Source organism: Bacillus chungangensis (assembly GCF_030812995.1).
GTDB lineage: Bacteria > Bacillota > Bacilli > Bacillales > Bacillaceae_C > Bacillus_CF > Bacillus_CF chungangensis.
On record NZ_JAUSTT010000024.1, the window covers coordinates 38,463 to 58,167 of the forward strand.

Here is a 19,705-nt window from a genome sequence, read left to right on the forward strand (position 1 = left end):
ATATAGATATCTATCAAATTCCTGATGAAAAAGCAATTAAAATCAATATATAGTGTAAAATAGTTAAATTTAAACCTATATATTGTGTCTTAATCTATCCTAACATAAAATAATTTTTTAGCAGCATGTTTTTTTGAACAATTTTTGTCGATGATGAAATGAAAAGAAGTTGAGAATGTAAATTCATTAGAGGATTTGGTTATTGATGCTGGTCAAATTCCAATGCTCTTTTGATCATCCAATTCAAAATGAAGATGGGATCTTGATTTGCCAGTTAATGTGAGATAAAGGGGTTAAAAGCAAATGAATCGTAAGAAGTTTTTAATCTGTATGGTCATTTTGTTTGGCATCGGTTGTCTTATTAGCATTGCTGGAGAGAATGTGTTCTTTCGTTGGCTATTTAAGCTTGGTACAATGGTATGGATCATGTTGTTCGCTGGAACGTTGAAAAGTCCAACTAAGAAATATAAATCACTCATTATTCTGGGGCTTTTCTTATCTGTTATTGGTGATGCTTTTTTATTACTAGAAGGAGAGAAATGGTTTTTATTCGGTTTGCTTGCCTTTTTAACAGCCCACCTCACTTATATTGCAGCCTTTTCTACAAGATGGTCCCGATCATCTGACCATGTTTCTCCAATCATTATAATGATACTTTATGCACTGCTAATTGTAATAAATCTTTATAGAGGAATGGCTGCACACGAGACAACTTATTTTTTTATTCCGGTTATGTTTTATGTTGTTGTGATTGCTTTTATGAGCTGGAGTGCATTTATAAGCTGTAATAAACATGCAATCATCGGCTCCCTTTTCTTTATCATATCCGATTCCATTCTTGCTTGGGATAGATTTGTTGAACCGATTTCGATATCAGGTTATATCATTATGTTTACGTATTATACCGCACAAGTTTTCATTACATTAAGTATTGAAAAAGTCAATATAGACAATTAACGTTGTCATCATCATCGATCATTTCAATTAAAAAAAAGGAATACTTTAGAACAGTTAACGGGGATGCCCCTTAGCTGCTTAGGCGGCTATTGGGGTATCCCCATGCTGTTCTTAATCTCTTAAAAATTAATCTAAAACATTAAACTCCTTTAAATGCTTGTCGATAAATTTCAGCTAACTCGGTAACGAGCGGCAGCTTCGGATTAGCTGTTGTACATTGATCTTCAAAAGCTCGTTCTGCCAATTCATCTACTTTATGATCAAAGTCTTTCTTACTCACGCCGCATGCTTCAATGCTCATTGGAATATTAAGCTCTCTTGCAAGCCTTATAATTGCTTGGACAAGACTTTCTACTCCTTCTTCTGTAGTACGAGCAGGCAATCCTAGTATTCTAGCAATTTCTGCATATCGTTTGTCAGCAATGAAATGTTCGTATTTTGGAAATGCTGCAAACTTCGTAGGTTTTGTTGCATTATAGCGAATTACGTGCGGTAATAAAATCGTATTTGCACGTCCGTGAGCAATGTGGAATTCTGCTCCAAGCTTATGAGCCAAGCTATGGTTAATTCCTAAGAAGGCATTTGCAAAAGCCATCCCTGCAATAGTCGATGCATTATGCATTTTCTCACGAGCTAATTCATCATTCCCATTTCGATATGCTTTTGGTAAATATTCAAATACAAGTTGAATGGCTTTAATAGCAAGCCCATCCGTATAATCATTTGCCATATTTGAAACGAAAGACTCAATAGCGTGAGTCAATACATCCATTCCCGTATCAGCTGTTACGTGCTTCGGTACAGACATCACGAATTGTGGGTCAACAATCGCGACATCAGGTGTTAATTCGTAATCAGCGAGCGGATACTTTGTATTGTTTGTTTTATCCGTAATAACAGCGAATGGTGTTACTTCAGATCCGGTTCCTGATGTAGTTGGAATACCTACAAATTTAGCTTTTTGCCCTAATTTCGGGTATTTAAAAATACGTTTGCGAATATCAAGGAATTTTTGTTTTAACCCTTCAACATTAGTTTCTGGGTGTTCATAGAAAAGCCACATTCCTTTTGCCGCATCCATTGGCGAACCGCCGCCAAATGCAATGATGCAATCAGGTTCAAAGCTCTTCATCATTTCTGCGCCTTTCATCACCGTTTCAAAAGATGGGTCTGGTTCCACGTCAGAAAAGATTTCGCAATGAACATAATCAGGACGCTGGCGTAAATAATAAAGTAATTTATCAACATAACCAAGTCTTACCATCCCTTGGTCTGTTACAATGAAAGCTTTTTTAATATTGGGCATTTTTGATAAATATTGAGTCGCATGTTTTTCAAAATATATTTTCTCTGGCACTTTAAACCATTGCATATTGACATTCCTTTTCGCCATTTTTTTAATATTAATAAGATGAATGGCCCCGACATTTGTAGAAACAGAATTGCCGCCAAATGTACCGCATCCAAGCGTTAATGATGGCATGTAGGCGTTGTAAATGTCGCCGATTGCACCTTGTGAAGAAGGAGCATTGACAATCAAGCGGCCAACCTTCATTCGTTTGCCAAATTCATTAAGCACTTTCTCGTCCTCTGAATGGATGACGGCAGAATGTCCTAATCCACCAAATTCAAGCATCTCTTCTGCTCGTGTTAAACCTTCTTCCGTATTGTTTGCTTTAAAACATGCGAGCACCGGACTTAACTTTTCTCTTGAAAGTGGATTGTCAGGTCCTACTCCTTTTAACTCTGCTACAAGCATTTTTGTATCCTTATGAACAGTAACACCTGCTATTTTCGCAATTTCATAAGCTGATTTCCCGACAATTGCTGGATTTACTGCACAAGTGTTCTCATTAATCACTAACTTTTCCACTTTGCTTTTTTCTTCTTCATTTAAGAAATGACAGCTATGATAAATCATTTCTTGTTTTACAGCTTCATAGATTTCTTTATCAACAATAACTGCTTGCTCAGAAGCACAAATCATACCGTTGTCAAACGTTTTTGATAGAATAAGATCGTTTACCGCACGCTTAATGTTTGCAGTTTTTTCAATGTAGCAAGGGACGTTTCCTGGTCCAACGCCTAATGCTGGTTTTCCAGAACTGTAGGCTGATTTAACCATTCCTGCTCCACCCGTAGCTAAAATCAGTGAAATCCCTGGATGATTCATGAGTTTCTGAGTTGCTTCAATGGACGGCATTTCTATCCATTGAACACAATGTTCCGGAGCTCCTGCTTTTATTGCCGCATCACGTAAAACCTTCCCTGCTTGACTGCTGCATTTTTGAGAAGAAGGGTGAAAAGCAAAAATAATCGGATTACGGGTTTTAATTGAGATTAATGTTTTAAACATGGTCGTAGAAGTAGGATTCGTTACCGGAGTAATCCCACAAATGACACCGACAGGTTCGGCAATCTCTATTATGCCCTCATGTTCATTTTCACTAATAACACCAACTGTTTTATCGTATTTAATGTTGTGGTAAACATATTCTGTTGCAAATATGTTTTTAATAATTTTATCTTCATAAACACCGCGCTTTGTTTCTTCTACAGCTAGCTTTGCTAGTGGCATATGCTGATCAAGTCCGGCCAATGCCATCTCTTTTACAATGTGATCAATTTCTTCTTGGTTATAATCCTTAAATTGGGCAAGGGCTTGTTGTGCATTTTTTACTAAAGTATCAATCATATTCGATACATTGTTATCCTTGTTTAACACACGTTCTTCTGTTGCCATATATATAACCTCCTTGAAGTTTGTGAAATGTTGAGCATACTTCTTGAAAAAATAAAAGAAGTAGTTGAAAACCTCTTTACACGTTTATTATAAAACATTATTTTAGATTTGCAATAAAAAGTTTGTGAAATGTTGAGCAATCTTTTTTCAATAAACATATAGCGAAAAAAGTGGACGCGTTTACAATACACTAATAACAAGATGTTTAACGGTCTATACCATATCGAAAAAAAAAGAAAAAATTTTTTTATCGAAACGTAACCCACCGTCTTCTTCAGAACGGTGGGTTCATAATTATAAAGTGAAACTTCCATCAACTGATGGTTAGTTAAACCAATCGGACATTTACTGGCAGTTATCCCCACCTAGACTTCTTCTATTCCATTCCTCTTACTCTTGAGGTGGGGGTATTACTGCCAGTTAGATGTGGGATAAACATATTTTTTCTTTATAAGCTTCTAACATCATTTCTTCCATTTCATCAATGAAGACGTTTAGCATTTTTTCACCTTTCTCTTTTGTCGCTTTTGTTGCGTCTCCATATACACCGCTCTTGCTTATCTCTCCAAGCGATATCCCTGATTTTCCATATAACTTCGGTTGTTCGGGATATTCTCTCACTGCTTTTTTCATATCCACTAATTCTGGTTTTAAAGCTAGCATCATGGATGTTTCAAATTCACAAGCATGAATCATTCCATGCCAGCTAGGTGTCTCGCAATACTCCTGCATTCTAAGCTGGAGGTTAGGATAGAATAGATAGATAACCGGGAGACTCAATTCATCCATTAACTCTCTAGTAGCATATTTCATACTCGCATTATTTGCATCGTGTCCATTTATTAACACTAATAATTTTATACCATAACGGGATACACTGTGAGCAACATCTTTTATAACTGATTCGACATGATGCTGCTGTAAAGACACAGTCCCTGGAATATCCCTCCAAACCCACGAGTAACCAAAGGGAAGGGAAGGCAGCATCATAGCCCCCGTTCTTTCAGATAATTTTCGGGAAATCCCTTCAGCTAAAAATATATCTACCCCAAGTGGCAAATGATGCCCATGCTGTTCAGTTGCACCTAAAGGTAATATCGCGACAGGAAAATCTTCGATTGCTTTTTTAACTTCATCCCTTGTCATATAAATGAGTTCTTTAGCCTTTTTCATTTAAACACCTGCATTCTTTAAGACGGATACATACTGTCTCGCTTTATTTTTGATTTGTTCTTTGTCCTTCTTAGTAGCTCCACGGGGCACTAAATCACTGCCAAGGCCAAAATATGAGCACCCAGCATGATAATAATCAAGAATATTATCTACCGTAATGCCGCCAACAGCCATTAAATCAATGTTTGGAAAAGGTCCCTTTAAATTTTTTATATAGTTAGTTCCTAAATTAGCAGCAGGAAATAATTTAAGAACTTGAACGTTTTGATGAAGCGCCTGCATTACTTCTCCCGGTGAAAATACACTCGGATATATGTCAACATTTAATTTTTTCAATTCTTGAATAAGTTCTTTATCCCATCCTGGAGTAAGTACAAATCTTGCTCCAGCTGCAATTGCTTTTCTTGCTTGGTCGGCCGTAGTAACTGTACCAACACCTAAATAAATATCTTGTCGAAATTTTTCATGCAATTTTCTAATACATGCAAGACCCTTTCCTTCTTCACTTAAAGAAACTTCAACCCAGTTTATTCCACCTTCTAGTAAAGCCTCTTGTATACTAATGACCTCTAAAGGATCTACACCTCGGATAATCGCAACAATATTCCCTTTATTAAAACTCATGGCATTTCCTCCCTAAAATTGCCCTAGCCAGCGTGCCGGGTTTTTAACAAAAATAGTTTGTATATGATCTTCGCTTATTCCTTCACTTAATAAACGAGGAACAAATTTTTTAAGAATATATTCAAAGCCGGGACCGCCGCCATAAGCATGAAGGTATTTTTGTCTTCCCATATCAGCCGAGATTAACAATTGTTCAACATACCCATTTTCTATCATATTTTTAATCAGACTAACTCTAACACTATCCGGGTAATATTTAATTTTGCTTGTCCCATCAAACTGGACATATGCTCCTCTTTTTGCCAGCTGCAAATGATAATAAGGATCTGCGTTGCGATCACTATGTCCAACAGCAACTTTTGTTACATCCACACCTTCTTCTTCAAGAAGATCAAGCATTTCTTCTCCCATCGTTCCAGCTTCTGTATGAAGCCAAACTGGTGCTCCAGTTTCTAATTGCGCCCTTGCCATCGCTCTTGTCGCTTTTTCTTCTAATGGATGAATGAGCTGATCCCATGAACCGGCTTTTAAAAAGCCTGCTTTTGCTGTTGTTCCATCCATCCCTATCGTGACATCACGGACTAATTTTTGTGATATTTCCTCAATTGTTAATGATTGCACCCATCTTGGAAAATAGATATGTTTATTAAAACCTGTAGTTGCAACGACATGTACTCCAGTTTCTTGCGCCATTCTAACGAGTTGTTGTGCTTCACGTCCATAGTCTAAAGTTGTTGCATCTACAAGCGTTTGACCGCCAGCACGTTTAAATCTCCATAACTCGCTAACACTTGCCTCATAATTCGTTAACTCTAAATCTCTGTCACTTTGGCTTGCAGGCGGATTGGCCCACAAATGTTCATGACTATAAGTAAAACCTAAATCGTTGGCATCTATATCTCCTAGTACAGTACGAACTTTCGCCATTTCTATCACTCCTAATATATAAGTTTGGAAAACTCTTAAACTCCAATTCCGAAAAGTAGGCCAATTAGTCGAATAATGATGACAACAAGAATGGCGTCTGGAGAAGCAAACCATAGCCCTTCAACACCGTATTGGGTTACATCAACTAATGGATATGCAAGGGCAACTAGCAACGTCCAAGTGAACCCAAGGAAAAATCCGCCAATAACCGCTCCACGCCGTCCTCCAGTAGCATTTCCAAATACACCTGCAGCACCGCCCATGAAAAAGAGGCCGATGACAGAAGGAAGTACAACTACTGGCAGTACACTAGAAAATAGCGTAACGAGTAAACCGCCCACCAACGCTGATAAAAATCCGATAGAAACTGCGATCGGAGCAAAGGAATAAAAGATTGGAACATCCAATGCAGGCTTAGCCCCAGGAACAATCTTTTCCCCAATCCCTTTAAAGGCTGGAACAATTTCTCCTAAGAACATACGCACCCCTTGAAGTAAAATGAGAATCCCAACAACAAATGTTAACGCATTCATGATGGAAAATTGAATCATATTTTGTCCGTCGGCAATTTCATTCATTTTTGAAGGGCCAACGAAGATAGCTGTGATGATGTAAATAACAACCATAACAATTCCCATTAAAACGCTCATATCTTTTAAAAAGTCTAATGATTTTGGAACTTTGACATCTTCTGACGATTTATTTTTGTCACCAACTAAGCCCCCAACCCATCCTGACAAACTGATCCAAGAACTTCCCCAAAAACCGAATGCAACATTGTCATTACCGGTAACTTTACGAACAAAAGGTTGAGAAATAGCTGGGAATAAAACCATTGAAATCCCTTGAATAATGGAACCTAATAAAACAGTCATAGTCGATGACAAGCCCATTTGACTAAATACAATTGCCATCGTTCCGGCAAAAGTGAACATCATATGACCTGTTAAAAAAAGGTACTTCCATTTAGTAAACCTCGCAATGACGATATTAATTAAAAAAGAAAAGACGAGAATGAGCGCGGTTTCTTTTCCTAATAATGTTTGAACTGCCCCTATTAATGCATTGTCTTCTGCTACAATTCCGGTTAAACCAAAAGCTTCCGTAAACATGGAACTAAAAGGAATTAAGGCGTTTACAATGATATTCGAACCTTGCTGAAGAATTAAAAAACCAAATAGTGTTTTCAATGTACCTTTAATAATATCGGAAGTTGATTTTTTTAACGCGATGAGACCAACTGCTGCAATAATGGCTAATATAAAGGCAGGGTTGCTTAATATAGAGACAATGGTATCCAGCATCATCTCGCCCCCTTGGCAAGTCTTTCTACTACAGGCATCACTTTGCTCTCGATTTCTTCCTTATCGAGGATATTATTGATTGAAACGATTTCAACAGACTCATCACTAAGTTCAGATACGATTTCACTTGAAGCGACCATGAAATCACACACTTTTCCTTTTGCCGAACCAAGATCTACCGCTTCCCCTTGAATGTCATATCCGTGTCTTTTTCCGATTTCTTGTATATCCATGAGTAACATCAGTGATGTACCAAAGCCCATTCCACAGACTGTTAAAACTTTCATTAGAAGCCCTCCTTATTTTATGATCGAAAGAATCTCTTCTTTGTTTTTCGCCGTCATAATACCGTTCAACTTTGATTTGTCTCCTAACACAGATGCCAGTTGCTGCAACATGCCGACATGACTGGAACTATCTACACCGCATATTGCACAGACTAATTGTACAGGGTCATTTGTTGGATGACCAAAAACAACTGGTTGTTTTAAACGAATCAATGAGACACTTTGCTCTAAAGCACCATGTTCAGGACGTGCATGTGGAATAGCGATAGAAGGAGCTAGAACAATATATGGCCCTACCTCCTCATATCCTTTTACCATCGCATCAATATATCGCTCTTCCACTTTTCCTTCTGCAACTAGCAACTCTCCTGCTCTCCGAATTGCTTCTTCCGCTGTTTCGACTTCAACATCTAAACGAATTAACTTTTCATTTAAAGGGATCATTTTATGTCTCGCTCTCTTCTGTAATCGTTTTTAATTTGTTCCTGCCAATTAAATCGATGTGATATTGATATCTGTCAGAACGATTAAACATTTCTACTAATTCAAACGGTGTACCATCTGGTAAATAAGAAACTCGGGTTATTTGCAAGATAGCAGAATCTAAAGGTATTTCTAGCTCCACTGCCTCCAAATCACTTGCAAGTCTAGCCTGAATTGTTTCACTAGCTCTCTCAAGTTGTATATTATAGTCTTGTTCTAATACTTCGTATAAGGAATCTCTTGTAAGACCCTTCTCCAAAAAGCCTGGAACATATTTTGACCTAAAGTAATTGATGATAATTGCAATCGGCTCTCCATCTGCACAACGAAGCCTTTTTAGACAAATAATTTTTTCTCCTGTCTTTAACTTCAATTCTTCGCTTATTTTTTTGGAAGGCTCAATTTCATTCATAATCAAATTTCTCGTTTCAATGGATTTGCCTTTCAATCGCATTTCTTCTGTCCAGCTCGTAATTGTGCCCGCTTTTTGAATGATTTTTCTCGATTGAACAAAAGTTCCTCTGCCTTGCTTTTTCGTAACGACTCCATCTTTTACAAGTTCTTCAATTGTTTTTCTTACAGTAATACGACTAACTCCATATAATTTCTCGATTTCTGACTCAATTGGCAGCGCATCACCTTCTTTTAAATGATCTTCAATATAATTTAATAGTGCTGCTTTTAACTGTTTGTAAAGTGGTTCTTTTGATTTTTTGTCTAGATAATGGATAATCATCACCCTTTCAAACTATTCATCATAATGAATATCATTTAATACCTCTAATTAGAGTATAAACATCATAATGATTCATGTCAATAAATTTTTTAAAATGAAAAGATCATGATGTTTAAAAATTATTAACATGATCTTTATAGGATTTTTCTTGGAAACAGAAAGAAAAAGAAGGAGTTTGTTATGACGTATGTCATTTAATAAAGGGCAGATTTTCTTCTTTAATGGAGGTTCGAAAAGAGGTGAAAGTATATCTATCTGATTTCTCTATAGGATGTTCTCAGTTTACATGATGGTCGTTGTATAAAGTAAAACTGCTATCGATTTGGGGCTTCTCATTGCTATTTTATATCCTTTATTTTTCACTTGGTGTCTTGATTTATACATCTTATGAATATTAGTCATGATAAAAAGACTTCATATACTATATACCATTATCAATCACTTAATAAGGGAAAACTGCTATCATTTAGGTTTTCTCCTCAACCTCTACTGGAAAAAAAAGAAAAGTAACCATTTAAGATTACTTTTCTAGTTAGAGATGATTCATATCATATATTTATAAAAGCCTAATCTTCATATTCTTCTTCATCTGCTATTTCTGGAAGTTCAATAGCAGCAACAGCTTCTTTTCCGATAGGGATAAGATAATCTACCAATTCATCTACATCATCGATGACAGAAACAGATGCTTCAATAACCATCGCTAAATTTAATCCAGAAATAACACGCATATTTTTACGCTCTTTCATTTTCATCATTGCGACATTACAAGGTGTTCCCCCTTTTAAATCCGCAATGACTAGCACTGATGATTCAGCAGCGACATAATTTAATGCTTGATCTAATTTTTGTTTGGTGCCAGACATTCCATCATGATCATCCATAGATACCGCTTGAGCATCTGCCAAATCTCCTACAATCATTTGCGCAGAGTGCAGTGTTTCTTCAGCCATTTTTCCATGACTCATTAAAATAATACTTGGTTTCATCGTTATCCTCCTAACTAAAATATTCTATATAAGCCTGTTTTCGTGCCTTGATAAAATGAAACTTCCATCAGTGGGGGTTTTTCCCATCCCCCACTGATGGTTAGTTGAACCAATCGGACATTTACTGGCAGTTATCCCCCACCTAGACTTCTTCGTTCCTCTTACTTTCGAGGTGGGGGTCTTACTGCCAGTTAGATGTGGGATAAATCCTCGGTCTTCTCGATCTGGGTGAACACGATTCGTTAGTAATATAAGAGATTCTTTTCTAAACACATCTATTCCTATAGATGTACCCGTAAATCCAGTATGAAAAAGCACAGGTGCTTCTACATTTGTAAATAAAAGCTCCCACCCATACGTTCGCATTCTTTCATTTGTATGGATTAATTTCTGATACGTTTCTTTCTGAAAAAATAAACGATTGTCTGCTTTTTTATTATTCATGATCGCTTGAACAAATTTTGTTAAATCCGTTAATGTAGAAAACAATCCTGCGCTGCCAATTGGTTTATCTATTAACCAAGCTTTGGAGTCATGCACCTCTCCTTGAATAACACCTCGATTTGGCGTTACCTCAGTAGGAATAACATCCATTTTGTTCTTTGGAGCATAACTTGTTTCATTCATTTTCAATGGTTTGAAAATATGTTTGTTAAAACTTCTTTCTAAATCCATTTTATCAATTGCTTCTATTACAAAACCTAATAAGATAAAACCAATATCTGAATATACTGTTTTATGCTTAACATTCTCATTAGAAACCCAGTTTTTAAAAAATGAATACACTTTTTCTTCTGATATATTCTTATTCTCAAAATCAGCCGGTAATCCACTCGTATGCAACAACAAGTCTGCAATTGACAGTGCTAGATTAGGGAAATCTACTAATAGATCATTTATTTTAGAATCCCAATCAATTTTACATTCATCAATTAATTGCAAAATTCTTGTCGCAGTACCAACAACTTTTGTCAAAGACGCTAAATCATATTACGGAAGAAACGGTTAATGATTCTTGGTTGAAAGGAGGAATACTTCCTTTCATGCCATCATAATATGGTGTACTTTTTGAACCTTTTACTATCGTCCAAGAAGCACCAGCAATCATTCTTTGATGAACGAATGAAACAATTTTATTAGAAAAAGCTTGTTCTTTACTAGGCATTATACTTACTTTCATTCATTTGTAAAATGTCAGAAATTCGTCCCTTGTAATCCTTTAGTAATTGTATTGCTTCTTTATTTGAAACACCAGTTTTAATCATCACAATAGCTGCCGCAACATTGTTATCAGCTCTTTCTAGGAAATCCGCAGCTAGATGATTCTCGATTCCTGTTGCATCAACAATGATATTAATGGAACGCTGAATGAGTTTTTCATTTGTCGGCTGCACATTTATCATCAAATTTTGATATACTTTCCCTGTTTTTATCATGACACCAGTAGAAATCATATTCAGTATCATTTTTTGCGCAGTTCCAGCCTTCATGCGAGTTGATCCAGTTATCACTTCCGGTCCTACAACTGGTGCGATACCAATTTGTGCAATTTGATTCATTTGCCCGTATTGGTTGCAAGAAACTGAAACAGTTAAAGCACCCAACTCATTTCCATATTCAATTGCAGCTATCGTATACGGCGTACGCCCACTTGCAGCAATTGCTATTACTACATCGTTTGGAGATAACTCTACTGCTTTTAAGTCAGCAATTGCTAATTCTTTTGAGTCTTCCGCGCCTTCAATGGCTTTAAACATCGCTTCTTTACCGCCAGCCATTATGCCAAAGGCTCTATCTGGAGAAACACTATAAGTAGGTGTTAATTCAATGGCATCTAAAGCACCTAATCTGCCTGATGTGCCAGCACCACAGTAAATGATTCTCCCGCCTTTATTGAATCTCTCCGTAATCGCATCAATCGCTTCCGCTATTTCAGGCAAAACCCTCGAAATAGCTGCTGCAACTTTTTTATCTTCATTATTTATCACTTTAACGATCTCTAATGTATCAAGTTGATCGATGTTGATGCTTGCCTCGTTTCTTGTTTCCGTTGTTAAAGAGTTTAAATCCATTTTTTTCACCACTAGTCCTCTTTAAATTGATTTACTAATTTATTTGTTTCAATCATCTTCTGTTCAATGCCTTCTTCGATTTCTTCTTGAATCGATCCAAGATACAAAATATCCCCCACAGCCATAGAAGAAGTCACAGAAGAAATCGCACCTACCCTGATAATATGTTCGTTATCAGGAACCAAAAGAATCTCATTCGAAAGTTCTCTTATTCTTTGACTATCATTCTTTGTTATAAATATTGTATGACAGTTATTTTTCTTAGCCGTTTCACACGCATGTAAAACCTCTTTTGTTTTGCCACTGTAAGAAACTGCAATGACAACATCTTTTTCTGAAGCATAGTTTATGAATTCAATGTTCATTTGTGCATCAAAATTAAACACAGCTTTTCTTCCTGCTCTATTAAATTTATGGTACAAATTGTAAGTTGTTAAAGAAGAAGCTCCAATTCCTAACAAATAAATTGTTTCGGCTTTTTTTATTGCCGCAATTGCTTTTTCAAGTTCCTGTTTATCTAATACATACAATAAATCTGTCATTGTAGAATTAATGAGTGCTTCAACTTTTTCACATAATACATCAATAGAATCTTGTCTAGAAATAATTGGATCTACTATTTTTTTATTTTTTTGTGTTCCCTGTTGGGTAGCAATGCTTAATTTTAAATCATCCAATCCATTGAATCCTAAAGATTTCGCAAAGCGAATAACAGAAGCAGGAGAAGTCTGACTCTTTTCTGCAATATCAGTAGCTGTTAATGATAAAATGGATGCAGGTTCATGTAAAATACAATCCGCAATCTGCTTGTTAACCTTGGAAAAATCCTTATACTGGTTTCTTATTCTTACTAATGCATTCATAATCAGACTCCCCTTTTTACACCTTACTTAATAAAACTTAAAATAGATTCATTAGACTCCGAAGGAATCATTTGAGCAGTAATCTCTATTCCTTGATCAATCAAACGTTTAATTGTTGTGATATCGTCATCTGTCACACTTACTGATTTTTTAATGGCTTTGCTTCCTTCTTTTTGTGACATATTACCAACATTGAATGACTTCAAAGGAATGCCATTATCAATTAAATATGCCATATCTGTAATATCCTTTGTAATTAAAAATACTTTTTCATCTTCATAATGATTAGCCAAGATTTTTTCAACAGCTTTTCTTTTTGACAAGATGGATAATTTTATTCCCGCTGGTTTTGCCATTTTTAAAGCACCAATTTGCATTTGATCTTTTACAGCAAAATCATTTACTACCATGATTCTTTGTGCTCCTAACGAATTTGTCCAAACTGTGGCTACTTGCCCATGAATTAATCGTTCATCTACTCTTGCATGTATAATTGACATTCATCATACATCCTTTCTATAAAAATATAATTTACTTTCGTTTAACAATTGCGCTTACATGATCGAACAATTAGAATAGTCCGCCAACCCAAGCGAAGACGCCTTGTAAATTTCCTAAAACCATTCCTAGTAAAATTAAGACGAAAATCAAACGAGTTGAATTCATTTTTTTCTTGCCTAACAACCAATAAGATAGTAATACAATTGCTAATGGCACAAGTCCCGGTAGAATTTTGTCAAACATTTCTTGAACTGATAGTGATACTTCACCTAGCTTATAGGTCAAATCTAATTTGTACGTAATAACAGATGGAATTAAGCCACCGACTACGGTTAATCCTAGGATAGCAGCTGCAGCAGTAAAAATTTTCATTTTATCAGCAAATTCTGTCGCTATTTTTTTCCCTTGACTATAACCTATAAAAGTAAATTTATAGCGAACCCCTAAAACAGCTAAACCAGCTATTAAAGGAATCAATAATCCTACTACTTGTCCACCTTGAGCCATATAAGCAGCGATGGAGAAAACAATTGCTCGGTAAATAGCGATAAAAATCGTATCTCCCACCCCGGCAAAAGGCCCCATTAAACCTGTTTTCAACCCGGTAATAGCGGTTTCATCTTCAATTCCAAATTCTTCTTCAAAAGCAATATCTGCTCCGATAATTAAGTGAGACATCGCAGGCGTCGTGTTGAAGAATCCAAGCTGTGTTTGCAATGCTTTTTTCATTTTTTCAGGATCGTCTGCATACAGCTTTTTTAATGCAGGCATCATGACATAAGAATAACCAAGTCCTTGCATTTTTTCATAGTTCCAACCCCATTGAAGACCAAATAAATTTCTAACATACACTTTATTAAGATCGCTTTTTGTTAATTTATTAGTCATCAATTTCTACCTCCTCATCATCTTCATAAACAACATTCCCAGCTGTAGTTACCATACCACCTTTGTTATTTTGATTCATTACATACATAGCAGCTAATGCAAGACCTACTAAAGCAACTCCTAATACAGAGAAGAATTCTGCACCATATGCTAACAAGACAAATCCAAGGATAAAGTAAGGCCAATATTTTTTAATCGGCAAGTAACGCATTAAAATGGCAATCCCCATCGCAGGTAAAATCGCACCAGCAGCCTTTAATCCTGTCATTACCCAAACTGGAATTAATTCATTTATTACATTTACGACTTGTTCACCGAAAGCTAAACCGATAAATACAGGAATCACACGAGAAAGTGTCCAAGGTATCATTCCTAATACATTACATCTTTCAACCCCCTTGTAGTTCCCTTCAGCTGCATATCGATCAGCTTTATGTTGAAAGATTGTATTGGTCATACGCCCTAAAATGTCTAATTGTGTTAATAACAATCCAATCGGAATTGCGATCCCAATTCCGTACTCCGCACCTTGTCCAGAAATAATTGCATACGCAGTACCCATAATCGCTCCCGATAGGAAATCCGGTACTGTGGCACCTCCGTAGGTTGCAACACCTAATGTCATTAATTGTAATGTAGCGCCAACTGCAAGCCCCGTAGCTAGGTCTCCCATCACAAGACCAGTTACTGTAGCTGCAAAAAGTGGGGTGTAAGGTCCAATTTGAATCGAGATCTGGTCAAGAACTCCTATCACCGTGTACAAACATAAAATTAGAATGATACCGAATGAAATTTCCATCGCTTCTCCTCCTTGCTAGCGTTTTCTTTAAGTCAAAATCATCGTAACATCTATGAAATATCATTTCAAGTGTAATTTTATTTTCTTTTATTTTGAAATTGAATTTCTTAGATAGATATATTATGATAAAAGTAACAGCGTAGAGCAAGGAGCAAACATCATGAAAACAATACTAATATATTTTTTTACCATTCTCCTTTCAAATACATTGGGGGCAATTTCTGGCATGGGTGGAGGTGTCATTATAAAGCCTGTTCTAGATACAATTGGCCTACATTCATTAAAATCTATTACTTTCTATTCCAGCATCGCTGTATTTACGATGTCTATCTCATCCATTTATAAACAAATCAGGAATAGCGTTATGATTAATTATAAAAATGTTTTAGGACTTTCTATAGGATCTTTAATTGGAGGTGTTTTCGGGGATATCATTTTAACGTTTTTTATCTCTTTTTTTAAAAATGATCATAAAGTGCAAGTCATTCAATATATATTGATGATTTTTACTTTATTGTTGATATTATATTACAATAAGTTTAGTAACAAGAAGTTAAATCTATCAAAATTGCATTATTATATTCTTATAGGCATTCTTTTAGGTAGTCTTTCAACTTTTTTAGGAATTGGAGGAGGGCCAATAAATGTAGCTATGTTCATTTTTGCGTTCAGTCTTGATATTAAGACTGCTGTTGTGTATTCGATCGTTACTATCTTTTTCTCACAATTAGCAAAGTTATCAACTATCGCATTGACAACAGGTTTTGGCATGTTTGATTTAAAAATGTTGTTTTGTATCATCCCTGCCGCATTGTTAGGTGGTTATATAGGAAGTAAAATTAGCTTCATGCTATCAGAAAAACGGGTCTTGTTTTTTTATAACGCTGTTGTCGTTTTTATTATATTCATTAATATATATAATTTAATCTCGGTTTGTATTAAATGATTTTATTTTCACATTTTGAACTATAATATTTAGGTGTCTCAAGATTGTAAAGCTGAAATAAGATAGTAATAACAGGACGTTACGATCTTGGCCTTTGTTCTATTTTTTATGAGTGGGGGATGAGAGAAAACCCCCACTCATGGAATTTTATCATTATTAGTCATTATTTGATTATTGTATTTCTTAAAAACCTGTCTAAAGGCTTCAAAACAATGAGGAATTATATGCTATAGTTGTGAAATACAATACTCTTGTTTATAGCCATGATGAGCCGTATCACAAGTGATAGTAAAGAGGAAATTTTTATAAGTTGATTATAGTAAATGAAATAAAATTCTAACAAATCTATGCAATATTTTAATAAAATCGAGGTGGTTTAATGAAAAACTATGTTTTTTACTCTTGGCAATCAGATTTACCGAATAATACTAACCGAGGCTTTCTTGAAGGTTGTATTGAAAAGGCTTTAAAGGAATTAAATATGACTGATAGGTACGATATAGAATTTAGCATTGATAAAGATACAAAAGATAAAAATGGGACTCCTCATATTGCAGAAACAATATTTTCAAAAATTGAGAAGTCAAAATTATTTATTGCAGACGTTAGTATTATCAATTCGGATTACAAGAAAAGAAAAACTCCTAATCCAAATGTTTTAATTGAATTAGGTTATGCAGCGAAAGTGCTAGGCTGGAATAAAATAATATGCATTTTCAATACAGATTATGGTTCTTTCGACGACCTACCTTTTGATATAAAATTTAGAAGACCACTTTGTTATAGTCTAAATGAAAAAAATAAGACAGAAGCTAGAAAACATATAGTTGAAGTGATTAAAAGTAATATCTCGACCTTTGAGATAAAAGAATTTTTATCTATTAGTGAGGTTGGTTCATATCTTATTTTTGATACATTGACATTTTATAATGACTTAGAAGCCAAGGTAAGAAGTGTTTTTCAGAACAATAAATTACAAGAGAATTATAATTTTACTGAAGAAGATTTTATAGTGGATATATGGAATGACTTGGAATATAGAATTGAAAATGATGAACCATATGAAGAAACCGATATACAACACACTATATCGGTTGAACTTACTGATGACTCCTATAAACATAATGGTAAAATTGATGGTAGATGTTCGATATTTTTAACATTAATCGAGAAATTTAAGCAAATTAACTTTGACAACAAAAAAGTATATAGTGTATTTGAAATAGTTACTCGTGGGTATTCTCCTTCTAATAAGGGGAGGGATTACAGTGGTTTGTCAGATGAACTTATGAAAAGACTCTAAGCTACTAGGATAATTCTTTCAGCTTTTAAATAATCTACATAAGGAGTTTTAGGAAATAATGTGTGCTCAAAAAGGAGCCATTCCTAAAACAAAGGAATCGCTTTAGCTTTATACAGTGATATGTGTTTTATTTAAAACCAAACTTTGTATTTGGATAGAAGTTCTAGTAAAGCGGAAGTTTGAACTAATAATATAAAAAGAAGATGAATAAACACAATAAAAGTCGACCTAACGATGCATACGTTAGCGTTATGGAAAAAGCAACAACGAAAGGATTACCTAATTTTAGGGTTTAATACATTAAATAAAGAGCAGCTCGTTTTTAGTAATACGAAAAATGAATTTTTACAGCCGACTAAAACCCGTAAATGGCTAGTTGATATACTAAAAAAATATAACCTAAAGCCGATTACTACGCATGGGCTACGTCATACACACTGCTCCCTCCTATTCGAAGCGGATGCGAGTTTAAAGAAGTTCAAGACCGCTTGGGCCATTCTGATATTAAAACCACGATGGATATATATACTCACCTGACCCAAAAAGCTAAATCGGAGGCTATTCGAAAATTCAATAACTACCTGAATAATTAGTTTGAAATCCAACTACGGATTTAACTAGGACTTTAACTACGGTTAAATATAATTGAACGAAATCATATGAAATAGAAAGAACGCCAAAACCCTTATCTATTGAGGGTTTTGACGTTTACCGAAATTACTTAATTTCTTAAAATGGAGACGGCGGGAGTCGAACCCGCGTCCAGAAATATTGCCACTTAAGCGTCTACGAGCATAGTCGATATATTAGTGTTTCACAGCTTCGTTTGCCTATCGACGGGCGTCGGAAGTGCTAGCCTGATTGGTCTCTTCCTTCGTCCACAGGCGGAGGACATCCGGCGTAGCCCACTAAGAGTGAGACCCTGACCCTACCACATGGGCGATGGAGGGAGGATCCGCTCAGCTGTTATTAAGCAGCGAAAGCGAGGTTATTGTTTTCTTTGCCAGTTATTATTGGCGTTGACGTTTTAACGAGGCCGATCCCCTCGACTCGCAACTTAAGCTCAAACTATCCCTGTCGAATCCGTAACGTCCCCTTGTGATAAATTCTACCGGCGAAACTCTGCGTCAGCTTGTTTGTTCGAATCCTCACGTACGTTTTGTACGTTCCGGTTCTCTCTGCACGGCGCTTCCTTGATTTTCTTGGTACAATTTCTCACAAGATTTTTTGTGAAAAATGCTACCGGCGAAACTCTGCGTCAGCTTGTTTGTTCGAATCCTCACGTACGTTTTGTACGTTCCGGTTCTCTCTGCACGGCGCTTCCTTGATTTTCTTGGTACAATTTCTCACAAGATTTTTTGTGAAAAATGCTACCGGCGAAACTCTGTGTCAGCTTGTTTGTTCGAATCCTCATGTACGTTTTGTACGTTCCGGTTCTCTCTGCACGGCGCTTCCTTGATTTTCTTGGTATCATTTCTCCCAAGTTTGGTCGGAATTAATTCTACCGGTGAAAATCTTCGTCTGATTGTTTTCGTTCCGGTTCTGGCGGCAGATGCGTTACCGCGCATGTTCTATTATAACATATGTTCGCTGAATTGCAATTACTAATATTTGGTGCTATTCGTTATCTCACGCTTGTTAGAAGTTGCGTTGGCGTTCTTTAAAGGCGCGTTCGATATCACGTTTCGCTTCTTTTTTCTTTAAGTCTTCACGCTTGTCGTATTTCTTCTTTCCTTTAGCAAGGCCGATTAATATTTTTGCATAGCCGTTTTTCAAATATAGCTTTAGAGGAATAAGAGAGTATCCCTGTTCCTTTGTGTCGCCTATTAGCTTATTAATTTGTTTGCGATGCAGCAGTAGTTTTCTCGTTCGCAATGGATCGTGGTTATATCGATTTCCTTGTTCGTATGGGCTCACATGCATGTTGTACAAATAAACTTCTCCTTGTTGTATGCGGGCAAAGGAGTCTTTCAAGTTGACGCGGCCAGCACGAATCGATTTTATCTCTGTCCCTTGCAGTACAACTCCAGCCTCATACGTATCTTCAACAAAATAATCATGTCTTGCTTTTCTATTTTGGGCAATAAGCTTTCCTTCTCCTTTTGGCATC

At 36.0% G+C, this 19,705-nt stretch carries 21 protein-coding genes and 1 other RNA gene; 4 read left to right on the forward strand and 18 right to left on the reverse strand.

Annotated elements, in window-relative coordinates:
• Nucleotides 1–303 precede the first annotated feature (303 nt).
• Complete coding sequence (locus tag J2S08_RS17230) at nt 304–957, forward strand: lysoplasmalogenase (protein ID WP_307231717.1); 654 nt, start codon at nt 304–306, stop codon at nt 955–957.
• Between the two features lie 139 nt (nt 958–1,096).
• On the opposite strand, the gene adhE is transcribed toward J2S08_RS17230, so the two are convergent.
• The 16 genes from adhE to J2S08_RS17310 form a co-directional block, all read right to left on the reverse strand.
• A complete protein-coding gene (gene adhE / locus J2S08_RS17235) occupies nt 1,097–3,700 on the reverse strand; it encodes a bifunctional acetaldehyde-CoA/alcohol dehydrogenase (RefSeq protein WP_307231719.1) in 2,604 nt (867 codons plus the stop codon).
• 420 nt (nt 3,701–4,120) lie between these two features.
• Nucleotides 4,121–4,873, reverse strand: a complete 753-nt coding sequence (locus J2S08_RS17240) for a creatininase family protein (protein ID WP_307231720.1) — start codon at nt 4,871–4,873, stop codon at nt 4,121–4,123.
• Nucleotides 4,874–5,497 carry a bifunctional 4-hydroxy-2-oxoglutarate aldolase/2-dehydro-3-deoxy-phosphogluconate aldolase gene (locus tag J2S08_RS17245; RefSeq protein WP_307231722.1) on the reverse strand — a complete coding sequence of 208 codons (624 nt, stop codon included), beginning with the start codon at nt 5,495–5,497 and terminating at the stop codon, nt 4,874–4,876.
• 12 nt (nt 5,498–5,509) lie between these two features.
• Entirely contained in the window at nt 5,510–6,424 is a 915-nt protein-coding gene (locus J2S08_RS17250) for a phosphotriesterase family protein (RefSeq protein ID WP_307231724.1), read from the reverse strand.
• Nucleotides 6,425–6,459: 35 nt separating this feature from the next.
• The gene (locus J2S08_RS17255; protein WP_307231726.1) at nt 6,460–7,728 is read right to left on the reverse strand and encodes a PTS ascorbate transporter subunit IIC; all 1,269 of its coding nucleotides are present in this window, start codon (nt 7,726–7,728) and stop codon (nt 6,460–6,462) included.
• Entirely contained in the window at nt 7,728–8,015 is a 288-nt protein-coding gene (locus J2S08_RS17260) for a PTS sugar transporter subunit IIB (RefSeq protein WP_307231728.1), read from the reverse strand. The genes J2S08_RS17255 and J2S08_RS17260 overlap by 1 nt, the downstream gene beginning before the upstream one ends.
• A gap of 12 nt (nt 8,016–8,027) precedes the next feature.
• Complete coding sequence (locus J2S08_RS17265) at nt 8,028–8,459, reverse strand: PTS sugar transporter subunit IIA (RefSeq protein WP_307231730.1); 432 nt, start codon at nt 8,457–8,459, stop codon at nt 8,028–8,030.
• A 1-nt stretch (nt 8,460) separates the two neighbouring features.
• Complete coding sequence (locus tag J2S08_RS17270) at nt 8,461–9,234, reverse strand: GntR family transcriptional regulator (protein WP_307231732.1); 774 nt, start codon at nt 9,232–9,234, stop codon at nt 8,461–8,463.
• 566 nt (nt 9,235–9,800) lie between these two features.
• Nucleotides 9,801–10,223, reverse strand: a complete 423-nt coding sequence (locus tag J2S08_RS17275) for a PTS sugar transporter subunit IIA (RefSeq protein ID WP_307231734.1) — start codon at nt 10,221–10,223, stop codon at nt 9,801–9,803.
• 24 nt (nt 10,224–10,247) lie between these two features.
• Nucleotides 10,248–11,198: a serine hydrolase domain-containing protein gene (locus tag J2S08_RS17280; protein ID WP_307231735.1), complete on the reverse strand. Its 951-nt coding sequence runs from the start codon at nt 11,196–11,198 to the stop codon at nt 10,248–10,250.
• 10 nt (nt 11,199–11,208) lie between these two features.
• A complete protein-coding gene (locus tag J2S08_RS17285; protein WP_307231738.1) occupies nt 11,209–11,388 on the reverse strand; it encodes a hypothetical protein in 180 nt (59 codons plus the stop codon).
• Nucleotides 11,381–12,307 carry an N-acetylmuramic acid 6-phosphate etherase gene (gene murQ / locus J2S08_RS17290; protein WP_370875708.1) on the reverse strand — a complete coding sequence of 309 codons (927 nt, stop codon included), beginning with the start codon at nt 12,305–12,307 and terminating at the stop codon, nt 11,381–11,383. The genes J2S08_RS17285 and murQ overlap by 8 nt, the downstream gene beginning before the upstream one ends.
• Nucleotides 12,307–13,158 (reverse strand): MurR/RpiR family transcriptional regulator, encoded by an 852-nt coding sequence (locus tag J2S08_RS17295; protein ID WP_307231740.1) that lies wholly within the window; start codon nt 13,156–13,158, stop codon nt 12,307–12,309. The genes murQ and J2S08_RS17295 overlap by 1 nt, the downstream gene beginning before the upstream one ends.
• A gap of 23 nt (nt 13,159–13,181) precedes the next feature.
• The gene (locus J2S08_RS17300) at nt 13,182–13,658 is read right to left on the reverse strand and encodes a PTS system mannose/fructose/N-acetylgalactosamine-transporter subunit IIB (RefSeq protein ID WP_307231742.1); all 477 of its coding nucleotides are present in this window, start codon (nt 13,656–13,658) and stop codon (nt 13,182–13,184) included.
• A 70-nt stretch (nt 13,659–13,728) separates the two neighbouring features.
• Entirely contained in the window at nt 13,729–14,547 is an 819-nt protein-coding gene (locus J2S08_RS17305; RefSeq protein WP_307231744.1) for a PTS system mannose/fructose/sorbose family transporter subunit IID, read from the reverse strand.
• Nucleotides 14,540–15,346 carry a PTS mannose/fructose/sorbose/N-acetylgalactosamine transporter subunit IIC gene (locus J2S08_RS17310; RefSeq protein WP_307231746.1) on the reverse strand — a complete coding sequence of 269 codons (807 nt, stop codon included), beginning with the start codon at nt 15,344–15,346 and terminating at the stop codon, nt 14,540–14,542. The genes J2S08_RS17305 and J2S08_RS17310 overlap by 8 nt, the downstream gene beginning before the upstream one ends.
• Before the next feature lie 160 nt (nt 15,347–15,506).
• Here J2S08_RS17310 and J2S08_RS17315 point away from each other — a divergent pair, with 160 nt between their 5' ends.
• The 3 genes from J2S08_RS17315 to J2S08_RS22620 all read left to right on the forward strand — a co-directional run bounded on the left by J2S08_RS17315 (nt 15,507) and on the right by J2S08_RS22620 (nt 18,132).
• The gene (locus J2S08_RS17315; RefSeq protein ID WP_307231747.1) at nt 15,507–16,292 is read left to right on the forward strand and encodes a sulfite exporter TauE/SafE family protein; all 786 of its coding nucleotides are present in this window, start codon (nt 15,507–15,509) and stop codon (nt 16,290–16,292) included.
• Between the two features lie 379 nt (nt 16,293–16,671).
• Nucleotides 16,672–17,595 (forward strand): hypothetical protein, encoded by a 924-nt coding sequence (locus J2S08_RS17320; protein ID WP_307231749.1) that lies wholly within the window; start codon nt 16,672–16,674, stop codon nt 17,593–17,595.
• Nucleotides 17,596–17,829: 234 nt separating this feature from the next.
• Complete coding sequence (locus J2S08_RS22620; RefSeq protein ID WP_370875709.1) at nt 17,830–18,132, forward strand: tyrosine-type recombinase/integrase; 303 nt, start codon at nt 17,830–17,832, stop codon at nt 18,130–18,132.
• Nucleotides 18,133–18,327: 195 nt separating this feature from the next.
• Here the strand turns inward: J2S08_RS22620 and ssrA are convergent.
• Nucleotides 18,328–18,691, reverse strand: a transfer-messenger RNA (tmRNA) gene (gene ssrA, locus J2S08_RS17325).
• A gap of 542 nt (nt 18,692–19,233) precedes the next feature.
• Nucleotides 19,234–19,704 (reverse strand): SsrA-binding protein SmpB, encoded by a 471-nt coding sequence (gene smpB, locus J2S08_RS17330; RefSeq protein WP_307231751.1) that lies wholly within the window; start codon nt 19,702–19,704, stop codon nt 19,234–19,236.
• Nucleotide 19,705: the final 1 nt, after the last annotated feature.